This is a genomic window from Gluconacetobacter dulcium (genome assembly GCF_014174165.1).
Lineage (GTDB): Bacteria > Pseudomonadota > Alphaproteobacteria > Acetobacterales > Acetobacteraceae > Gluconacetobacter > Gluconacetobacter dulcium.
This window is the reverse complement of record NZ_JABEQN010000003.1, coordinates 97350-114881: the sequence shown is the minus strand read 5'-3', so window position 1 is coordinate 114881 and position 17532 is coordinate 97350. Positions and strand designations below refer to the sequence as shown.

Sequence of the window (17532 nt, the reverse complement as noted above, 5' to 3'; positions counted from 1 at the left end):
CGGTGCGGCCCCGGGTACCGGCTTCAGGCGGTCAAGTCAACCATCAAAGCGGCTGACGCGATGCGCTTTGTCGCTCAGGCCGCGACCGGACGCATGGAAATGATGCGATCGGGGTCCTGCACCACGCCGCTCTGGCCCGCGCCGCGCTTGACCTGGTCGATATGCTCCATGCCTTCGACCACCTGGCCGACGATGGTGTACTGACCGTCCAGATGGGGCGAGGGCTCGAACATGATGAAGAACTGGCTGTTCGCGCTGTCGGGGTTCATGGTGCGGGCCATGCCGACCGTGCCGCGCTCGAACTTCGCCGCACGGGTGAATTCGGCCTTCAGGTCGGGCAGGTGGCTGCCGCTGGTGCCGGTGCCGGTCGGGTCGCCGCCCTGCGCCATGAAGCCATGGATGACGCGGTGGAAGGGCGTGTTGTCGTAGAACCCCTCGGCGGCCAGCGTGCGAATCCGCTCGGCAGCCAGCGGCGCCAGGTCGGGGCGGAGCTGGATGATCACATGGCCGGTCTTCAGCTCCACGTCGATCAGGTCGGCCTTCGGTGCGGTGTCAGACATCGTTCGTATTCCAGTTTGCTTGCGTGCCGCGCGGCAAGGGGCCGCGCGACCGGCGTTATCCCCCCAGCCGCGCCAGGATGCGCTGGCGGGTGAAGGGGGGAACGAAGCTGGTGATGTCGCCGCCCAGGCGGGCGACCTCCTTCACCAGCCGCGAAGAGATATATTGGCTGCGCTCGGTGGCCATCAGGAACACCGTCTCGATATCGGGGGCCAGATGATGGTTCATGCCGAACATCTGGACCTCGTAATCGAAATCGGTGACCACCCGCAGCCCGCGCACGATCAGGGTCGCCCCATGGGTGCGCGCCTCCTCGACCAGCAGGTTGCTGAACCCGATGACCGAGATCTGGCTGCCCGTCCGTTCGGCGATGGGACGGGTTTCCTCCGTGACGCAGGTGATGCGCTCGTCCAGCGGCATCAATGGCTGCTTGCCGGAATTTTCCGCCACACCGATGATCAGCCGGTCAACCAGCCGCGCCGCACGCTCGACGATATCCAGATGACCGGTGGTCACCGGGTCGAACGTGCCGGGATAGAAGCCCGTGCGCGGCCCGGTATCAGGCATCGGGGGTCTCCTCGGGGGTGGCATCTTCCTCCGCCGCGTCGTCGCCCTCATCGTCATTTTCCATGACGGGGAAGACGCTGATGACGTGCTCGGTGGCGTCCAGCCGGAACAGCGTCACACCGCTGGCCTGCCGCGACATGACGCGGATCTGATCGACCGGCACGCGGATCAGGCGGCCGGCATCCGTGACCAGCATGACATCCGTGCCGCCGATCACCGGCAGGGTGGCCACGACCTCGTTCCCCCGCTTGCCGGAGGTGAAGGTCATGTTGGAGATACCCTGGCCGCCACGGCCGCTCACACGATAATCGTAGGCCGACGACCGGCGCCCGAAACCCGCATTGCTGACGATCAGCAGGATTTCCTCGGCCAGTTCGAGTTCGGCGAATCGTTCCGGATCAATGACCGAATCGGCCGGTACCGCTTCTTCGTCCGATGCGTCGGGGCTGTCGTTCGCAGCTTCGTCGGCGTCCTCGCTCCCCTGGCTGGCCGCGAGTTCCGCGCGGCGGCGGGCGTTGGCCAGCCGCAGATACGATGCGCGTTCCTCGACCGTCGCCTCGACATGGTTCAGCACGCACAGGCTGTTGACCTCGTCGCCCTCGCCGAGGCGGATGCCGCGCACGCCCGAACTGTCACGCCCGGCAAAGACGCGCAACGTGTCGTCGGTGATCTGGAAGCGGATGCAGCGCGCCTTGCGCGTGGCCAGGAACACGTCCTGCCCCTCGCGACAGGTCGCGACCCCGATCAGCCGGTCGCCTTCATCCAGCTTCATCGCGATCAGGCCCGACGCGCGGATATTGCGGAAATCGCTCAGCCGGTTGCGGCGCACGGTGCCCGAGGCCGTGGCGAAGACCAGATGCAGGTTCTCCCACAGCGTCTCGTCCTGCGGCAGGGGCAGGACGGCCGTGATCGAATCGCCGCCCAGGTCGGGCAGCAGGTTGATCAGCGCCCGGCCCTTGGCCGTCGGGCTGGCCTCGGGCAGGCGCCAGACCTTCTCGCGATACGCCTTGCCGCCCGAGGAGAAGAACAGCACCCATTGATGGGTATGGGCGTTGAACGACCGCACCACGATGTCGTCGCCCCGGCGGCCGGCGGCGGTGCGGCCACGCCCGCCGCGATTCTGCGCACGGAAGATGTCCAGCGGCGTGCGCTTGATGAAGCCCTCGCGCGTGATCGTCACCACCATCTGGCCGGGTTCGATCAGGCTTTCGTCCGTCTGGTCGCCGGCGTAATCGGCGATCTCGGTCATGCGCGGGGTGGCGAGTTCGGCGCGGATCGCCGCCAGCTCATCCTGCATCACGTTCATACGGCGCGGGCGGCTGGCGATGATCTCCAGAAGCTCGCTGATCTTTTCCGCGACTTCGGAGAGTTCCTGCTGGATCTTCTCGCGCTCCAGCCCGGTCAGGCGTTGCAGGCGCAACTCCAGGATGCCACGGGCCTGGGCCTCGGTCAGGTGGACCTTGCCGTCGACGATCACGTTGCCTTCGTCGAGGATCAGGGCCAGCAGCGGCTCGATATCGGCGGCGTCCCACGGCGTGGTCATCAGCGCGGCGCGGGCGCTGGCGGCGTCGGGGGCGGAGCGGATCAGCGCGATCACGGCGTCGATATTCGCCACCGCGATGACCAGCCCGACCAGCAGATGGGCGCGGTCGCGCGCCTTCATCAGGTCGTGGCGGGCGCGACGCAGGATGACTTCTTCACGGAAGGTGATGAAGGCTTCCAGCACGTCCTTCAGCCCCATCAGGCGGGGCTGGCCGTTATCCAGCGCCAGCATGTTGACCCCGAACGAGGTCTGAAGCTGGGTGAAGCGGTAGAGATGGTTCAGCACCACTTCCGGCGTGGCGTCGCGCTTGACCTCGATGACGATGCGCATGCCCGACCGGTCGCTTTCGTCGCGGATGTCGGAAATGCCCTCGATCTGCTTGGAGCGCACCAGATCGGCAATGCGTTCCTGCAAGGTCGATTTGTTCACCTGATACGGGATCTCGGTGATGATGATCGCGTGGCGGTCGCGGTTCAGATCCTCGATCTCGGCGCGGGCGCGGATGATGACCGAGCCGCGCCCGGTCTCGAACGCGCTGCGGATGCCCGCGCGGCCCAGGATGATGCCGCCGGTCGGGAAGTCCGGCCCCGGCACGATCTTCATCAGGTCTTCGAGCGTCAGGTCCGGCTGCGCGATCAGCGCCAGCGTGGCGTCGATGATCTCGCCCGGATTGTGGGTCGGGATGTTGGTGGCCATGCCGACCGCGATGCCCGAGGCGCCGTTGATCAGCAGGTTGGGGAAGGTGGCGGGCAGGATCTTGGGTTCCTGCTCGCTTTCATCGTAGTTCGGCTGGAAATCGACGGTATCGCGGTCGATATCGTCCAGCAGGAAGGATGCGGCCTTGGCCAGGCGTGCTTCGGTATACCGCATCGCGGCCGGAGAATCGCCGTCAACCGAACCGAAATTGCCCTGGCCGTCGATCAGCTTCACGCGCATCGACCAGGATTGCGCCATGCGGACCATGGCGTCGTAGATCGAGGAATCGCCGTGCGGATGGTATTTACCCATCACGTCACCGACCGCGCGGGCCGATTTGCGATAGGGCTTGTCGTGCGTAAACCCGCTTTCGCGCATCGAATAGAGGATGCGCCGATGGACCGGCTTCAACCCGTCCCGCACGTCCGGCAGGGCGCGGCTGACGATGACCGACATCGCATAGGCGAGGTAGGAGGAACGCATTTCCTCCTCGACGGTTACCGGAACGATGTCGGAAGGGGCCGGCGGCTGCGGCGAGTCGGGAATCTCGGTCAAGGCATATCCGTCATGTCAGTGCCATCTCTCTTGCGCCGGGCGCGCCGGATGGCGGGAACTGGTCCGGCGCAGGTGGATGAGACCACCCTAGCATAGAGTGCCGGCCGGGGAAAAACCGCGCCCGGCGACGAGGCCCGACAGGGCCTCGGGCCGGGCGGAGGCCCGCCTCAGAACGGAATTTCGTCGTCCAGGTCGCTGCCGCCACCGTGCGGGGCGTCCCAGCCGCCACCGCCGGCCGGCGCGCCGGGGCCGCCATGGCTGCCGCCGCCCGCGTTGCCGCGTCCGCCGCCGATCTGGCGCGGAGCCGCCGCCGGCGCGCCGTATCCGCCGCCGCCGCCATAACCGCCACCGCCATATCCGCCGCCGGCATCATCGCCGCCTTCGCCGCCGCGGTTGCTGTCCAGCAGCACCAGCTCGCCACGGAAACGGTCCACGACCACTTCGGTCGTATAGCGTTCCTGCCCCGACTGGTCGGTCCATTTGCGGGTCTGGAGCGAGCCTTCCAGATAGATTTTGCGGCCCTTGCGCAGGAAACGCTCGGCAACGTCGGCGATGCGCTCGTTGAAGATGACGACGCGATGCCACTCGGTCTTCTCGCGCCGCTCGCCCGATGCCTTGTCGTTCCAGCTGTCGCTGGTGGCCAGCGTCAGCGAGACGATCTTGGCGCCGTTCTGGCTGTTCCTGACTTCCGGGTCCTTCCCCAGATTGCCCACGAGGATGACCTTGTTGACGCTACCCGCCATAGTACTGCCCTGCCGCTGTCCGGTCCGGGGCCGCGCACCAGAGCGCCGCCCCCTCAAAAAAAACCGTCCACCCGGACCGGTGCGGTTGGGGGACGGGACTCACCCGCGATCCTAACCCAGATGGCCGCCGGATGATACCTGCATGTGGCCCGCCCGCGCCGGCCGGACGCCGCGCGGCGGTCTTTTCCGGGGGCTGGATCTTGGCGACGGCGGCGGAATCCGGCAGAACAGAGTGTGAACGATGCGCTCCGTCATGCCGGAGCAGAACGGAGATGCGGACATCATGGCGAAGCGATCCGGCCCGGTTGCGGCCGCGCCGACAGAATCGACCCCGCTGCACGGGACGCAGACCATCAGGGTGCGCGGCGCGCGGGCGCACAACCTGAAGAATGTCGATGTCGAGATTCCGCGCGATGCGCTGACGGTGGTAACGGGCCTGTCGGGCTCCGGCAAATCGTCGCTGGCGTTCGATACTATCTATGCCGAGGGGCAGCGGCGCTATGTCGAGAGCCTCTCGGCCTATGCGCGGCAGTTCCTGGAACTGATGGGCAAGCCCGATGTGGACGCGATCGAGGGCCTGTCGCCCGCGATTTCCATCGAGCAGAAGACGACCTCGAAGAATCCGCGTTCGACCGTCGGCACGATTACCGAGATCCATGATTACATGCGCCTGCTATGGGCGCGGGCGGGCGTGCCGTATTCCCCGGCCACCGGCCTGCCGATCGAGGCGCAGACCGTCAGCCAGATGGTCGACCGGGTGATGGCGCTGCCCGAGGGCACCCGGCTGATGCTGCTGGCGCCCGTGGTGCGCGACCGCAAGGGCGAGTGCCGCAAGGAACTGGCGGACTTGCAGCGCAAGGGCTTTGCCCGCGTGAAGGTGGACGGCGAACTGTACGAGATCGCCGACGTGCCCGACCTGAACCGCAAGCTGCGCCATACGGTCGAGGCCGTGGTGGATCGCGTAGTGGTGCGGCCGGGCGTGGAATCCCGCCTGGCGGACAGTTTCGAGACCGCGCTGGGCCTCTCCGACGGGCTGGTCTATGCCGAGGAAGTGGTGCGCGACGGGGCGGAGGCGCCGCCGCATATCGTGTTTTCCTCGCGCTTCGCATGCCCGGTCAGCGGTTTTACGCTGGAGGAGATCGAGCCCCGGCTATTCTCGTTCAACGCCCCGCAGGGGGCCTGCCCGGCCTGCGACGGGATCGGGACCGAGACCTTCTTCGACCCTCACCTGATCGTGCCGGACGAATCGCTGTCGCTGGCGGCCGGGGCCATCGCGCCGTGGCGCAACACGCAGAGCCCCTATTACCAGCAGACGCTGGAAAGCCTGGCCGCCCATTACGGCGTGAAGATGGACACGCCGTGGCGCGACCTGCCGGCGGGCGTGCGCGACGTGATCATGGAGGGCGGCGAGGACGAGGTGACCTTCCAGTACCGCGACGGCCGCAAGAGCTACAGCCTGACCAAGCGGTTCGAGGGCGTGGTGGCCAACCTGCGCCGCCGGATGGCCGAGACCGACAGCGTGTGGGTGCGCGAGGAACTGTCGCGCTACCAGTCCGACAAGCCGTGCCATGTGTGCCATGGCGCGCGACTGCGGCCGGAGGCGCTGTCGGTGCGGGTGGCGAACCGCACCATCGCCCAGGCGTCCGACCTGCCGATCCGGCGGGCGCTGGAATGGTTCGGCACCGTGGAGGCGACGCTGACGCCGCAGCGGGCCGAGATCGCGCGGCGCATCCTGCGCGAGATCCTGGACCGGCTGCGCTTTCTCGACGATGTGGGGCTGGATTACCTGACGCTGTCGCGCGGATCGGCCACGCTGTCGGGCGGCGAGAGCCAGCGCATCCGGCTGGCCAGCCAGATCGGGTCGGGCCTGACGGGCGTGCTGTACGTGCTGGACGAGCCGTCGATCGGCCTGCACCAGCGCGACAACGAGCGGTTGCTGGGCACGTTGCAGCGGCTGAAACGGCTGGGGAATACGCTGATCGTCGTGGAGCATGACGAGGATGCGATCCGCTCGGCCGACTGGCTGATCGACATGGGGCCGGGGGCGGGCGTCAATGGCGGCCATGTGGTGGCGATCGGCACGCCGGAGCAGGTGGCGGCCAACCCGGCCAGCCTGACGGGCGACTATTTGTCCGGCCGCAGGCAGATCGCGGTGCCGGAAAAGCGCCGGCCGGTGGACCCCAAGCGGATGCTGGTGCTGGAAGGGGCCAGCGGCAACAACCTGCATGACGTGACCGCGCGCTTTCCGCTGGGCACCTTTACCTGCGTGACCGGGGTCTCCGGCGGCGGCAAATCCACGCTGGTGATCGATACGCTGTACAAGGCGCTGTCGCGGCACCTGATGGGGTCGGGGCAGAATCCGGCGCCCTATCGCCGGATCGTCGGCATGGACCTGCTGGACAAGATCATCGATATCGACCAGTCGCCGATCGGCCGCACGCCGCGTTCGAACCCCGCGACCTATACCGACCTGTTCACGCCGATCCGCGACTGGTTCGCAGAACTGCCGGAGAGCAAGGCACGCGGCTACAAGCCCGGCCGGTTCTCGTTCAACGTCAAGGGCGGGCGGTGCGAGGCGTGTCAGGGCGACGGTGTGCTGAAGATCGAGATGCACTTCCTGCCCGACGTGTTCGTGACCTGCGATACCTGCAAGGGCGCGCGCTACAATCGCGAAACGCTGGATGTGAAATTCCGTGGCAAGTCGATCGCCGACGTGCTGGCGATGACGGTGGATGAAGCCCTGCCGTATTTCTCCGCCGTGCCGCGCATCCGCGACCGGCTGGCCATCCTGCAACAGGTCGGGCTGGGCTATGTCGCGCTGGGCCAGCAGGCGACCACGCTTTCGGGCGGCGAGGCGCAGCGGGTGAAGCTGTCCAAGGAACTGGCGCGCCGTGCGACGGGGCGCACGTTGTACATCCTCGACGAGCCGACGACGGGCCTGCATTCCGAGGATGTGCGCAAGCTGCTGGACGTGCTGCACGCCCTGGTGGACCAGGGCAATACCGTGCTGGTGATCGAGCATAATCTGGACGTGATCAAGACGGCGGACTGGGTGCTGGACATGGGGCCGGAAGGTGGCGACGGCGGCGGCCGGATCGTGGCCGAGGGCACGCCCGAGGACATCGCGGCCTGTGCGGAAAGCCATACCGGGCGGTTCCTGGCGCCGCTTCTGCCCGCGCCGTCCAAAGGGCGGAAACGCCGCGCGAAAGCCTGAATGCCGCCCGGAGAAAGAAGCTTGTGTGAAAGGGACGAAAAAAAACGGGGTTAGGGGGCAAAAGTTCTTGCGTTGACAGGGGGAACGCCTTATCAGCGGCCCCCTTGGCCCAAGGGGGCGATCCCGCCCAACAGGCTGTCTACTGGTTTGGGGGTACGTGATGAACGCACTTGCTCAGCTGGGGATGGTCTCGGAACTCCCGAGCAATATCCAGATGTCTTCAGCTCCGTCTTCGTCTGACGAGGATCGGAAGGATTATTTCGTCGAGCGGGACGGGATGAAGTTTGCGGGGACGCATCTTCTCGTCGACCTCTGGGACGCCCGGAATCTCGATGATCCGGAGAAGATCGACCGTACGCTGTGCGAAGCGGCGGTGACGGCGGGGGCGACGATCCTGCACAGCCACTTCCATCACTTCACGCCCAATGGCGGCGTGTCGGGCGTGGTGGTGCTGGCCGAGAGCCACATTTCGATCCACACGTGGCCGGAGCGGAATTTCGCCGCCGTCGACATCTTCATGTGCGGCGCGTGCGACCCGCACCTGGCGATCCCGGTGATGCAGCGCCTGTTCCAGGCGGACCGGGTGGTCGTGGACGAGCAGCGTCGCGGCCGGGTCGCCTGATGGCGAGGGTGCCGGCCTGGCCGGCGCCCGACCGTCCGGTGCGGCGTCAGGCCGCGCAGGAGTTTAAGGGCCGGATTCGTCCGGCCTTTTTTTATGTGTCCATTTTCGTGCCGGGGAGACACAGGCAATGACCGACGCATGGATCGGCGAAACACTCTATGACGGCTGGCAGCAGCGTTTCCGTGTTCGCAAGGAACTGGCCCGTACCAAAAGCCCCTTCCAGGATATCGTTGTTTTCGAAAGCGAGACGCATGGCCGCGTACTCGTGCTCGACGGGGTGATCCAGATCACCGAGGGTGACGAGTTCGTCTATCAGGAAATGCTGACGCATGTGCCGGTGCTGGCCCATGGCGATGCGAAGAGCGTGCTGATCATCGGTGCCGGCGATGGTGGCGTGCTGCGCCGCGTGTTGCAGCATCGTGGCGTCGAACGTGCCGTGATGGTCGAGATCGACGGGGCGGTGATCGAACTGTCCAAACAGTTCCTGCCGGGCATCGCCGGCGATGCTTGGACCGACCCGCGCGCCGACGTGATCGTGGGCGACGGCATCGACTACGTCGCCAAGGCGGAAAGCGGCTCGGTCGATGTCATCATCGTCGACAGCACCGATCCGATCGGGGTGGGCGAGGTACTGTTCACCGATGCGTTCTACGCGCATTGCGCCCGAATCCTGACGCCCAACGGCATCATCGTGAACCAGTGCGGCGTGCCGTTCATGCAGGCGGACGAACTGCGCGAGACCAGCCTGCGCCGGGCGCAGTTCTTTCCGCATGTCTCGGCCTATGTGGCGGCGGTGCCGACCTATGTCGGCGGCTTCATGACGCTGGGTGTGGCGGCGAAGGGAACCAACCCGGCCCTGCATGCGGTCGAGACGATCCGCGCGCGGGCCGAGCAGGCGGGCATCCTGGGGACGACCGGTTACTGGACGCCGGAGATCCATGCCGGCGCCTTCAACCTGCCGCCCTATATCGCCAAACATCTGCCGGCGTCGAAGTAGGATCGGATGCCTGGGGGAGGGAGAGCATGACCAGGGCTCTCCCCACCGCTGCTAATACGGTGTCCTGACTCCGAAATTCAGAGATGAATCCCGGAGATCAGCCGGCAGCGCGCGCCAACGCCAGGCGCACGCCCTCCGCCCAGGCCGGATCGGCCTTGGCGAAATGCCCCAACTGGCGTTCGACGATATCGGCCGGAACGCCTTGCATCGCGGCGGCGATATTCGCGAAGAAACGCTGTTTCTGCGCATCGTCGAACAGGCGGAACAGGGCGGCGGGCTGGCTGTAATCGTCATTGCCCGTGCGATGGTCGTAATATCCCGCCGCTCCGTCCAGCATCAGCGGCGGTTCCTTCGCCCGCGCGTCCTCCACCGGGCCGCCGAACGAGTTCGGCTCGTAATACGCATCGGTTCCGCGCGGCGCGTCGAAACGCATCGCCCCGTCGGCATGATAGGTCCGAACCGGGCATTTCGGCTGGTTGACCGGCAGGCTCTCATAATGCGTGCCGACGCGATAACGATGGGCGTCGGCATAGGCGAACAGGCGTGCCTGCAAGACCTTGTCGGGCGAATAGCCGATTCCGCGCACGATATTGGACGGCGAGAACGACGCCTGCTCGATTTCCGCGAAATAATGCGCCGGGTTGCGGTTCAGTTCCAGCACGCCCACCTCGACCAGCGGGAAATCCGCATGCGGCCAGACCTTGGTCAGGTCGAACGGATCGAAGGTTTGCCGCGCGGCATCGGCCTCCGCCATGATCTGGACCGACAGCGTCCAGCGTGGGAAATCGCCGCCCTCGATGGCGTCATACAGGTCGCGCTGCGCGCTTTCCCGATCCTGGCCGACAATGCCGGCGGCCTCGTCATTGGTCCAGTGGCGATGCCCCTGCCGGGTCGTGAAATGGAACTTCACCCAGAACCGCTCGCCCGCATCGTTCCAGAACGAATAGGTATGGCTGCCGTAGCCGTTCATGAAGCGATACCCGCGCGGCAACCCACGGTCCGAGAACAGGATCGCGACCTGATGCAGGCTTTCCGGGCTCAGGGACCAGAAATCCCACATCGCCGTCGCCGAGCGCATGTTGGTACGCGGATGACGCTTCTGCGTATGGATGAAATCGGGAAATTTCATCGGGTCGCGAATGAAGAAGACCGGCGTATTGTTCCCCACCAGGTCCCAGTTGCCTTCGTCGGTGTAGAATTTCAGCGCGAAACCACGCACGTCCCGCTCGGCATCCGCGGCCCCCCGCTCTCCGGCAACGGTGGAAAACCGGGCCAGTACCTCGGTCGTCCTGCCGATCTCGCCGAAGATCGCGGCATTCGTATAGCGTGTGACATCCCCGGTGACGGTAAAGCGGCCATACGCGCCGGACCCCTTGGCATGCACCACCCGCTCGGGAATGCGTTCTCGGTTCTGATGGGCCAGCTTTTGCAGCAACTGATAGTTTTCCAGCAGCAGCGGGCCGTGCCGGCCGGCGCTCTTGCTGTTCTGGTTGTCGGGGACGGGCGCGCCGGCACTGGTGGTCAGGACGGGGCGGACACTCTGGTCGGACATGGCGTTTTCCTCTCCGGAAAGAATACGATCCCTGCCTACCGCCCCATGATTTATAGATAAAATCGATTCTCATTATAAAATTGATAGGCTACACCTATCGTATGTCCTTCCCTCCCTCGCGCTCCCTCGCCGGCCTGACTTTGCGCGATCTCGATTATGTCCTCGCGGTCAGCCGCACCGGCCATTTCGGGCAGGCCGCGCATGCCTGCGGCGTCAGCCAGCCCGGCCTCAGCGAGCAGATCCGCAAGGTCGAAGCCCTGCTGGGCTGCACGCTCTTCGAGCGCGGGCGCCGCGGCACCCGTCCGACCCGGCGGGGCGCGGCCCTGATCCCCCTGGTCGAACGCATCGTCCGCGACGCGCATGTCCTGATGGAGCAGGCGCACGGCACCGGGCACACGCTGGCCGGCCCCCTGGCGCTGGGCATCATTCCGACATTGGCGCCGTATTACATGCCCACGCTGCTGCGGCACATTCGCGCCGCCCATCCGGACATCGCGCTGCGCCTCACCGAGGACCGGACGGCGGACCTGACGCGGCACCTGCTCGATTACACGCTGGATATCGTTATCGCGGCGATGCCCGCGCCGGACACCGGCATCGCCACCGCCGTCCTGTTCTTCGAGCCGTTTCGCGTCCTGGTCCCCCGTACCCACCCGCTGGCCGCGAAATCCGCGCTGTCGTCCGCCGATCTCGACAGTGCCGACCTGATGCTCCTCGATCCCGGCCATTGCCTGCGCGACCAGACCGTCTCGTTGTGCGATCCGTCCGTCCCGCTCCATCCGGGTCTCGACGGCCCGATCGCGACCAGCGTGGAAATGCTGCGCTACATGGTCGATGCCGGCGAGGGAATCGCCGTCATGCCGGCGCTGGCGGTCGATACCGACACCGAGGCTCGCGGCTTCTCCCGCGCCATACCGTTCGCATCGCCCGAAATCGGCCGGACCATCGGGCTGTGGTGGCGCGCCACCGACCCGCGCGCCCCGCTCTTCGCGCAACTGGCCCAGGAGCTGGGTACAAGCCCCAAAAGACCGGCCAGCAAAAAGCCGGGGCGATAAATCCGCCCCGGCGCCTGCCGCCCCATCGCGGCCGACCAGCCGATCCCGCCGGCTTCGATACAGCCGGCCGGGACGGGCTGGTCGCGCTCAGGCGCGGTGTGTCGCCAGCAGACGCACCGCGACGGTCTGGATACCCAGGTCGCGCACCGCGTCGTCGAAGACCTTGAAATGCGGGGTCTTCAGGTGGCTGTCGAATGCCGCGCGGTCGGTATAGATCTCGTGCAGGATGACGGTATGCGGTGCGTCCTCGGGCAACAGGACATCGAAGGCATGGCAGCCGGGCTCGTCGGCGACCGAGCGTTCGGCGTCGTAAGCGCAGAGTTCCAGAAATTTCGCGCGGTTTTCGTCGGTTGTGGTGAATTCCGCGAGGATGGTCAGTGGTGTGGCGTCCATGGTCACGCGCCTCCTTGTCGTCTTGTGTCCGGGGGGCAAGGGTAGGGCGCCGGGGGCCTGCGATCCACCCCTCGCGGCGGTGTGAGGACGATTGACTTGATTGCGCAACATATGCGAAGCATCCGGATGCTGACGCGGGAGAGACTGGCGAGAGCCGGCGCCGAAGGAGCAACCGCCCCGGAAACTCTCAGGCCAAAGGACCGCCCGGCTTCGACTTCTGGAGAGAGGCGCCTCGCGCGTCCGCCGACGGGATAGCGATCTCAGGCAAACCGACAGAAGGGGCATTCGGATCCGGTTGTGGGTTCAGGAGGCTCTGTTCATGTCACGTTGGCCGTCTTTCCTTGTTTTCTCATGTTCGGATCGGTGCGATCCGTCCCTCGCGCATGGCGCTGCCGGCGCCCGGAGGGCGGCATGAGCGATTCGCTGCTGCGCACGCCGCTTTATGACCTGCACCTGTCGCTGGGCGGACGCATGGTGCCGTTCGCGGGCTATGAAATGCCGGTGCAGTACCGCGCCGGCGTGATGGCCGAGCACCAGCACACGCGCAATGCCGCCGGCCTGTTCGACGTGTCGCACATGGGGCAGGCGCATCTGCATGCGCGCTCGGGGCGGGTCGAGGACGCGGCGCTGGCGCTGGAGCGGCTGGTGCCGGCCGACATCCTGTCGCTGAAGACGGGGCGCCAGCGTTATACGCAGTTGACCGACGGCAAGGGCGGCATCCTTGACGACCTGATGGTCTCGCGGCTGGGCGATACGCTGATCCTGGTGGTCAACGCGGCCTGCAAGGATGCGGATCTGGCGCATATCGCAACCGCGCTGGGCGAGGATTGCATTGTCGAGCCGCTGCCCGATCGGGCGCTGATCGCGTTGCAGGGACCGCAGGCCGGGGCCGTGCTGGCGCGTCTGGCGCCCGCGTCGGCGGAGATGCGCTTCATGGATGTGGCGGCGTTCGAGGTGGCGGGCGTGCCCTGCGTGGCATCGCGGTCCGGCTACACGGGCGAGGACGGGTTCGAACTCGGCATGGCGGCCGATGCCGCCGTGCGGGTGGCCGAGGCGCTGCTGGCCGAGCCCGAGGTGGCGCCGGCCGGACTGGGCGCGCGCGACAGCCTGCGGCTGGAAGCCGGATTGTGCCTGTATGGATCGGATATCGACCGCGAGACGACGCCGGTCGAGGGCGCGCTGGAATGGTCGATCCAGAAAACCCGCCGTGCCGGTGGGGCGCGGGCGGGGGGCTTCCCCGGCGCCGACATCATTCTGGGACAGATCGAAGGCGGCGTAAGCCGGCGCCGCGTGGGCATCGCGGTCGAGGGCCGCGCGCCGGTACGGGGCGGGGCGCGCCTGTTCGCCGACGAGGCGGGCACGCAGCCGGTCGGGCATGTAACCTCCGGCGCGTTCGGCCCGACCTTCGGCGGGCCGGTCGCCATGGGCTACGTGGAAACGGCGTTCGCCGCGACGGGCACGCCCCTGTTCGCCGAACTGCGCGGGCGCTATCTGCCGGCCACCGTGGCGGCGCTGCCGTTCGTGGCCCCCGGTTTCAAACGCTGAATTTCAAACGCTGACCTGCTGGATGGAGATCGGAACATGACCGTCTATTACACGAAAGAACATGAGTGGCTGCGCGTCGAGGGTGATGTCGCCATCGTCGGCATCACCGCCCATGCCGCCGAGGAACTGGGCGAACTGGTCTTCGTCGAGGCGAAGGACGAAGGCACCGAGGTCGCGCAGGGCGACAGCGCCGCCGTGGTGGAATCGGTCAAGGCCGCGTCGGACATCTATGCCCCCGTGTCGGGCACCGTCGTCGGGTTCAACGCGGCGCTGTCGGACGATCCGTCGCTGGTCAACCGCGACCCGGAGGCCGAAGGCTGGATTCTGAAGCTGCGCATCGCCGATGCCGGGCAGCTCGCCGCGCTGCTGGACGCCGACGGCTACGCCGCCCTGATCGGCTGAAGACCGGCCCGCCGGCGCGCCGATGCGCGGTCCCGCGTTTCGGGGTGCCGGTGGATGGTTCGTTAAAACAGTTTCTCGACACCGTTTCTGTTTCTGTCGCGGAGAATATTGATCGTGACCTCCACTTCTCTCTGGCAGGGCACGCAGCCCGCCGCCGATGCTTTCTGTGCCCGCCATGTCGGGCCGGGGGCGCGGGATGTCGCCGCCATGCTGGAGGTCGTGGGCGCGGGCTCGCTCGACGAACTGATGGAACAGACAGTGCCGGCGTCCATCCGCCTGCGTGGCGCGATGGGGCTGGGGGCCGGCCTGTCCGAGCCCGAGGCGCTGGCGCGCCTGCGCACGATCGCCGGCCGCAACCGGGTGATGACCTCCCTGATCGGGCAGGGCTATTACAACACGGTGCTGCCGGGCGTCATCCAGCGCAACGTGCTGGAAAACCCGGCCTGGTACACGGCCTATACGCCGTATCAGCCGGAAATCAGCCAGGGGCGTCTTGAGGCACTGCTGAACTTCCAGACCATGGTGCGCGACCTGACCGGGCTGGACGTGGCCAATGCCTCGCTGCTGGACGAGGCGACGGCGGCGGCCGAGGCGATGGCCCTGGCGCGCCGGGTGGCGAAATCGAAGGCCGAGGGGTTCTTCGTCGATGCCGACTGCCATCCGCAGACGCTGGCGGTGCTGCGCACGCGCGCCGAGCCGATGGGCTGGCGGATCGTGGTCGGCGACCCCGAGCGCGACCTGGACCCCGGCGCGGTGTTCGGTGCGCTGTTGCAATATCCCGGTTCGTCGGGGCAGGTGCGCGATCCGCGCGCGTGGATCGAAAAACTGCACGCGGCACAGGCCGTGGTGGCGATGGCGGCCGACCCGCTGGCGCTGACGGTGCTGGAATCGCCGGGCGCGCTGGGGGCCGATATCGCGGTGGGCTCGATGCAGCGTTACGGCATGCCGATGGGGGCCGGTGGGCCGCATGCGGCGTATATGGCCGTGCGCGACGCCTACAAGCGCAACATGCCGGGCCGTCTGGTGGGCGTCTCGGTCGATAGCCGGGGCGAGCCGGCCTATCGTCTGGCGTTGCAGACGCGCGAACAGCATATCCGCCGCGAGAAGGCGACCTCGAACATCTGCACCGCGCAGGTGCTGCCGGCGGTCATTTCCGCGATGTATGCGGTCTATCACGGCCCAGAGGGTCTGACGGCGATCGCGCAGCGGGTGCATCGCCTGACGGCGATCCTGGCGGCGGGGCTGCGCGCGCTGTCGGTGCGCGTCGAGACGGATGCGTTTTTCGACACGATTACGGTCGCGACCGGCGGCACCGCCATGCTGGTCCGCGCCCGTGCCGAGGACGCGGGCATGAACCTGCGCGCGATCGACGAGGACCGTGTCGGGATCAGCCTGGACGAGACGACGACGCCAGAGATCGTCCGCGCCGTGTGGCGCTGCTTCTGCCCCGACGCCCAGCGTCTGGCGGCGATGGAGCAGACGCTGTCGGCGCCGGACAGCCTGCTGCCGCCGGCCCTGCTGCGCCAGGGCACGTTCATGACCCATCCGGTGTTCCATGCCCACCGGTCCGAGACCGACATGCTGCGCTACCTGCGCCGCCTGTCCGACCGCGACCTGGCGCTGGATCGCACGATGATCCCGCTGGGGTCATGCACCATGAAGCTGAACGCGACGGTCGAGATGATGCCGATCACCTGGCCGGGGTTCTGCGACATCCATCCTTTCGCGCCCGAGGAACAGCAGCAGGGCTATGCCGAACTGTTCCGCGACCTGGAGCGGATGCTCAGGGATGTCAGCGGCTACGACGCGGTCTCGCTCCAGCCCAATTCCGGGGCGCAGGGGGAATATGCCGGTCTGCTGGCCATTCGCGCCTATCACCGTTCGCGGGGCGACGAAGGGCGCGATGTCTGCCTGATTCCGGCGTCGGCCCACGGCACCAACCCGGCCTCGGCCCAGATGGCGGGGATGCGGGTGGTGGTCGTGGCCTGCGACGACCAGGGCAATGTGGACATCGCCGACCTGAAGGTGAAGATCGCGCAGAATGCCGACCGTCTGGCGGCGATCATGATCACCTATCCGTCGACGCACGGCGTGTTCGAGGAATCGGTGGTCGAGATCTGCGACCTCGTGCACGCGGCCGGCGGGCAGGTCTATCTCGACGGCGCGAACATGAACGCGCAGGTCGGGCTGTCGCGCCCCGGTGCCTACGGCGCCGATGTCAGCCATTTCAACCTGCACAAGACCTTCTGCATTCCGCATGGCGGCGGCGGGCCGGGCATGGGGCCGATCGGGGTGGGCGCGCATCTGGCGCCGTTCCTGCCCGGCGCGCCGCAGGATGGCGGGGCGAACGCGGTTTCGGCCGCGCCGTTCGGCTCGGCGGCGGTGCTGCCGATTTCCTGGACCTACATGATGCTGATGGGCGACGCCGGGCTGCGCCGCGCCACCGAGGTCGCGATCCTGAATTCCAACTATATCGCGGCCCGTCTGGAAGGCCATTACCCGGTGCTGTATCGCGGGACCAACGGCCGGGTGGCGCATGAATGCATCGTCGACCTGCGCCCGATCCGCGATACGGTCGGGGTGACGGTGGACGATATCGCCAAGAGGCTGATCGACCACGGGTTCCACGCGCCGACGGTCAGCTTCCCCGTGGCCGGCACCTTCATGATCGAACCGACCGAGTCCGAGGGCCGGGTGGAACTGGACCGGTTCTGCGATGCGATGATCGCGATCCGCGACGAGATCCGCGAGATCGAGCAGGGCCGGATGACGGCCGAGCAGAGCCCGCTGCGCCATGCGCCGCATACGGTGCGCGACCTGACCGATCCGGAGTGGGACCGCGCCTATGACCGGCGGCTGGGCTGCCTGCCGGGCGATGTGGTGCCGGAGTCGAAATACTGGTCGCCGGTCAACCGGCTGGATAACGCCTATGGCGACCGCAACCTGGTCTGCTCCTGCCCCGACATCTCGGTCTATGCCGAGGAAGGCGCGGCCTGACCCGACCTCGCCTGACCTGACGCGGCGCGCCGTTCCACCGGCGTGTCATGCGTGCGGCGCCGGGCCTGGCCCGGCTGCCGTGCGTCTGGCGCC

Annotated in this window: 13 protein-coding genes and 1 riboswitch; of the genes, 7 read left to right on the top strand and 6 right to left on the bottom strand. The window is 67.1% G+C overall.

The window, feature by feature from the left end; translation table 11 throughout:
* Positions 1-74: 74 nt before the first annotated feature.
* From HLH25_RS03480 to ssb, 4 genes are all read right to left on the bottom strand, one after another.
* On the bottom strand, positions 75-560 hold the full coding sequence (locus HLH25_RS03480) for a peptidylprolyl isomerase (RefSeq protein WP_114727825.1): 486 nt from the start codon (positions 558-560) through the stop codon (positions 75-77).
* Positions 561-615: 55 nt separating this feature from the next.
* Positions 616-1125: a pantetheine-phosphate adenylyltransferase gene (gene coaD, locus HLH25_RS03475; protein ID WP_182972746.1), complete on the bottom strand. Its 510-nt coding sequence runs from the start codon at positions 1123-1125 to the stop codon at positions 616-618.
* The gene (gene gyrA, locus HLH25_RS03470) at positions 1118-3919 is read right to left on the bottom strand and encodes a DNA gyrase subunit A (RefSeq protein ID WP_182972745.1); all 2802 of its coding nucleotides are present in this window, start codon (positions 3917-3919) and stop codon (positions 1118-1120) included. The genes coaD and gyrA overlap by 8 nt, the downstream gene beginning before the upstream one ends.
* A gap of 167 nt (positions 3920-4086) precedes the next feature.
* The gene (gene ssb / locus HLH25_RS03465; protein WP_182972744.1) at positions 4087-4662 is read right to left on the bottom strand and encodes a single-stranded DNA-binding protein; all 576 of its coding nucleotides are present in this window, start codon (positions 4660-4662) and stop codon (positions 4087-4089) included.
* 283 nt (positions 4663-4945) lie between these two features.
* Between ssb and uvrA the strand changes: the two genes are divergently transcribed.
* The 3 genes from uvrA (at position 4946) to speE (ending at position 9495) form a co-directional block, all read left to right on the top strand.
* Positions 4946-7876, top strand: a complete 2931-nt coding sequence (gene uvrA, locus HLH25_RS03460; RefSeq protein ID WP_246401152.1) for an excinuclease ABC subunit UvrA — start codon at positions 4946-4948, stop codon at positions 7874-7876.
* Between the two features lie 160 nt (positions 7877-8036).
* Entirely contained in the window at positions 8037-8498 is a 462-nt protein-coding gene (gene speD, locus HLH25_RS03455; protein WP_182972743.1) for an adenosylmethionine decarboxylase, read from the top strand.
* A 127-nt stretch (positions 8499-8625) separates the two neighbouring features.
* Positions 8626-9495 carry a polyamine aminopropyltransferase gene (gene speE / locus HLH25_RS03450; protein ID WP_182972742.1) on the top strand — a complete coding sequence of 290 codons (870 nt, stop codon included), beginning with the start codon at positions 8626-8628 and terminating at the stop codon, positions 9493-9495.
* A 97-nt stretch (positions 9496-9592) separates the two neighbouring features.
* On the opposite strand, the gene HLH25_RS03445 is transcribed toward speE, so the two are convergent.
* The gene (locus HLH25_RS03445; protein WP_182972741.1) at positions 9593-11047 is read right to left on the bottom strand and encodes a catalase; all 1455 of its coding nucleotides are present in this window, start codon (positions 11045-11047) and stop codon (positions 9593-9595) included.
* A gap of 101 nt (positions 11048-11148) precedes the next feature.
* Between HLH25_RS03445 and HLH25_RS03440 the strand changes: the two genes are divergently transcribed.
* The gene (locus tag HLH25_RS03440) at positions 11149-12102 is read left to right on the top strand and encodes a hydrogen peroxide-inducible genes activator (RefSeq protein WP_182972740.1); all 954 of its coding nucleotides are present in this window, start codon (positions 11149-11151) and stop codon (positions 12100-12102) included.
* Between the two features lie 87 nt (positions 12103-12189).
* Here HLH25_RS03440 and HLH25_RS03435 read toward each other — a convergent pair whose 3' ends face one another.
* On the bottom strand, positions 12190-12495 hold the full coding sequence (locus HLH25_RS03435; protein WP_182972739.1) for a putative quinol monooxygenase: 306 nt from the start codon (positions 12493-12495) through the stop codon (positions 12190-12192).
* A 125-nt stretch (positions 12496-12620) separates the two neighbouring features.
* A riboswitch (glycine riboswitch) is annotated at positions 12621-12708 on the top strand.
* A gap of 198 nt (positions 12709-12906) precedes the next feature.
* Between HLH25_RS03435 and gcvT the strand changes: the two genes are divergently transcribed.
* The 3 genes from gcvT (at position 12907) to gcvP (ending at position 17439) form a co-directional block, all read left to right on the top strand.
* A complete protein-coding gene (gcvT, locus tag HLH25_RS03430) occupies positions 12907-14040 on the top strand; it encodes a glycine cleavage system aminomethyltransferase GcvT (protein WP_182972738.1) in 1134 nt (377 codons plus the stop codon).
* Positions 14041-14076: 36 nt separating this feature from the next.
* Complete coding sequence (gene gcvH / locus HLH25_RS03425) at positions 14077-14442, top strand: glycine cleavage system protein GcvH (protein WP_182972737.1); 366 nt, start codon at positions 14077-14079, stop codon at positions 14440-14442.
* Between the two features lie 114 nt (positions 14443-14556).
* Positions 14557-17439: an aminomethyl-transferring glycine dehydrogenase gene (gcvP, locus tag HLH25_RS03420; RefSeq protein ID WP_182972736.1), complete on the top strand. Its 2883-nt coding sequence runs from the start codon at positions 14557-14559 to the stop codon at positions 17437-17439.
* Positions 17440-17532: the final 93 nt, after the last annotated feature.

Excerpts from the sequence above, each read along its gene's own strand:
- HLH25_RS03445 (WP_182972741.1), bottom strand. The coding sequence starts at position 11,047 with ATGTCCGACCAGAGTGTCCGCCCCGTCCTGACCACCAGTGCCGGCGCG.
- coaD (WP_182972746.1), bottom strand. The coding sequence starts at position 1,125 with ATGCCTGATACCGGGCCGCGCACGGGCTTCTATCCCGGCACGTTCGAC.
- HLH25_RS03480 (WP_114727825.1), bottom strand. The coding sequence starts at position 560 with ATGTCTGACACCGCACCGAAGGCCGACCTGATCGACGTGGAGCTGAAG.
- HLH25_RS03440 (WP_182972740.1), top strand. The coding sequence starts at position 11,149 with ATGTCCTTCCCTCCCTCGCGCTCCCTCGCCGGCCTGACTTTGCGCGAT.
- HLH25_RS03435 (WP_182972739.1), bottom strand. The coding sequence starts at position 12,495 with ATGGACGCCACACCACTGACCATCCTCGCGGAATTCACCACAACCGAC.
- ssb (WP_182972744.1), bottom strand. The coding sequence starts at position 4,662 with ATGGCGGGTAGCGTCAACAAGGTCATCCTCGTGGGCAATCTGGGGAAG.
- uvrA (WP_246401152.1), top strand. The coding sequence starts at position 4,946 with ATGGCGAAGCGATCCGGCCCGGTTGCGGCCGCGCCGACAGAATCGACC.
- speE (WP_182972742.1), top strand. The coding sequence starts at position 8,626 with ATGACCGACGCATGGATCGGCGAAACACTCTATGACGGCTGGCAGCAG.
- gcvH (WP_182972737.1), top strand. The coding sequence starts at position 14,077 with ATGACCGTCTATTACACGAAAGAACATGAGTGGCTGCGCGTCGAGGGT.
- speD (WP_182972743.1), top strand. The coding sequence starts at position 8,037 with ATGAACGCACTTGCTCAGCTGGGGATGGTCTCGGAACTCCCGAGCAAT.
- gcvT (WP_182972738.1), top strand. The coding sequence starts at position 12,907 with ATGAGCGATTCGCTGCTGCGCACGCCGCTTTATGACCTGCACCTGTCG.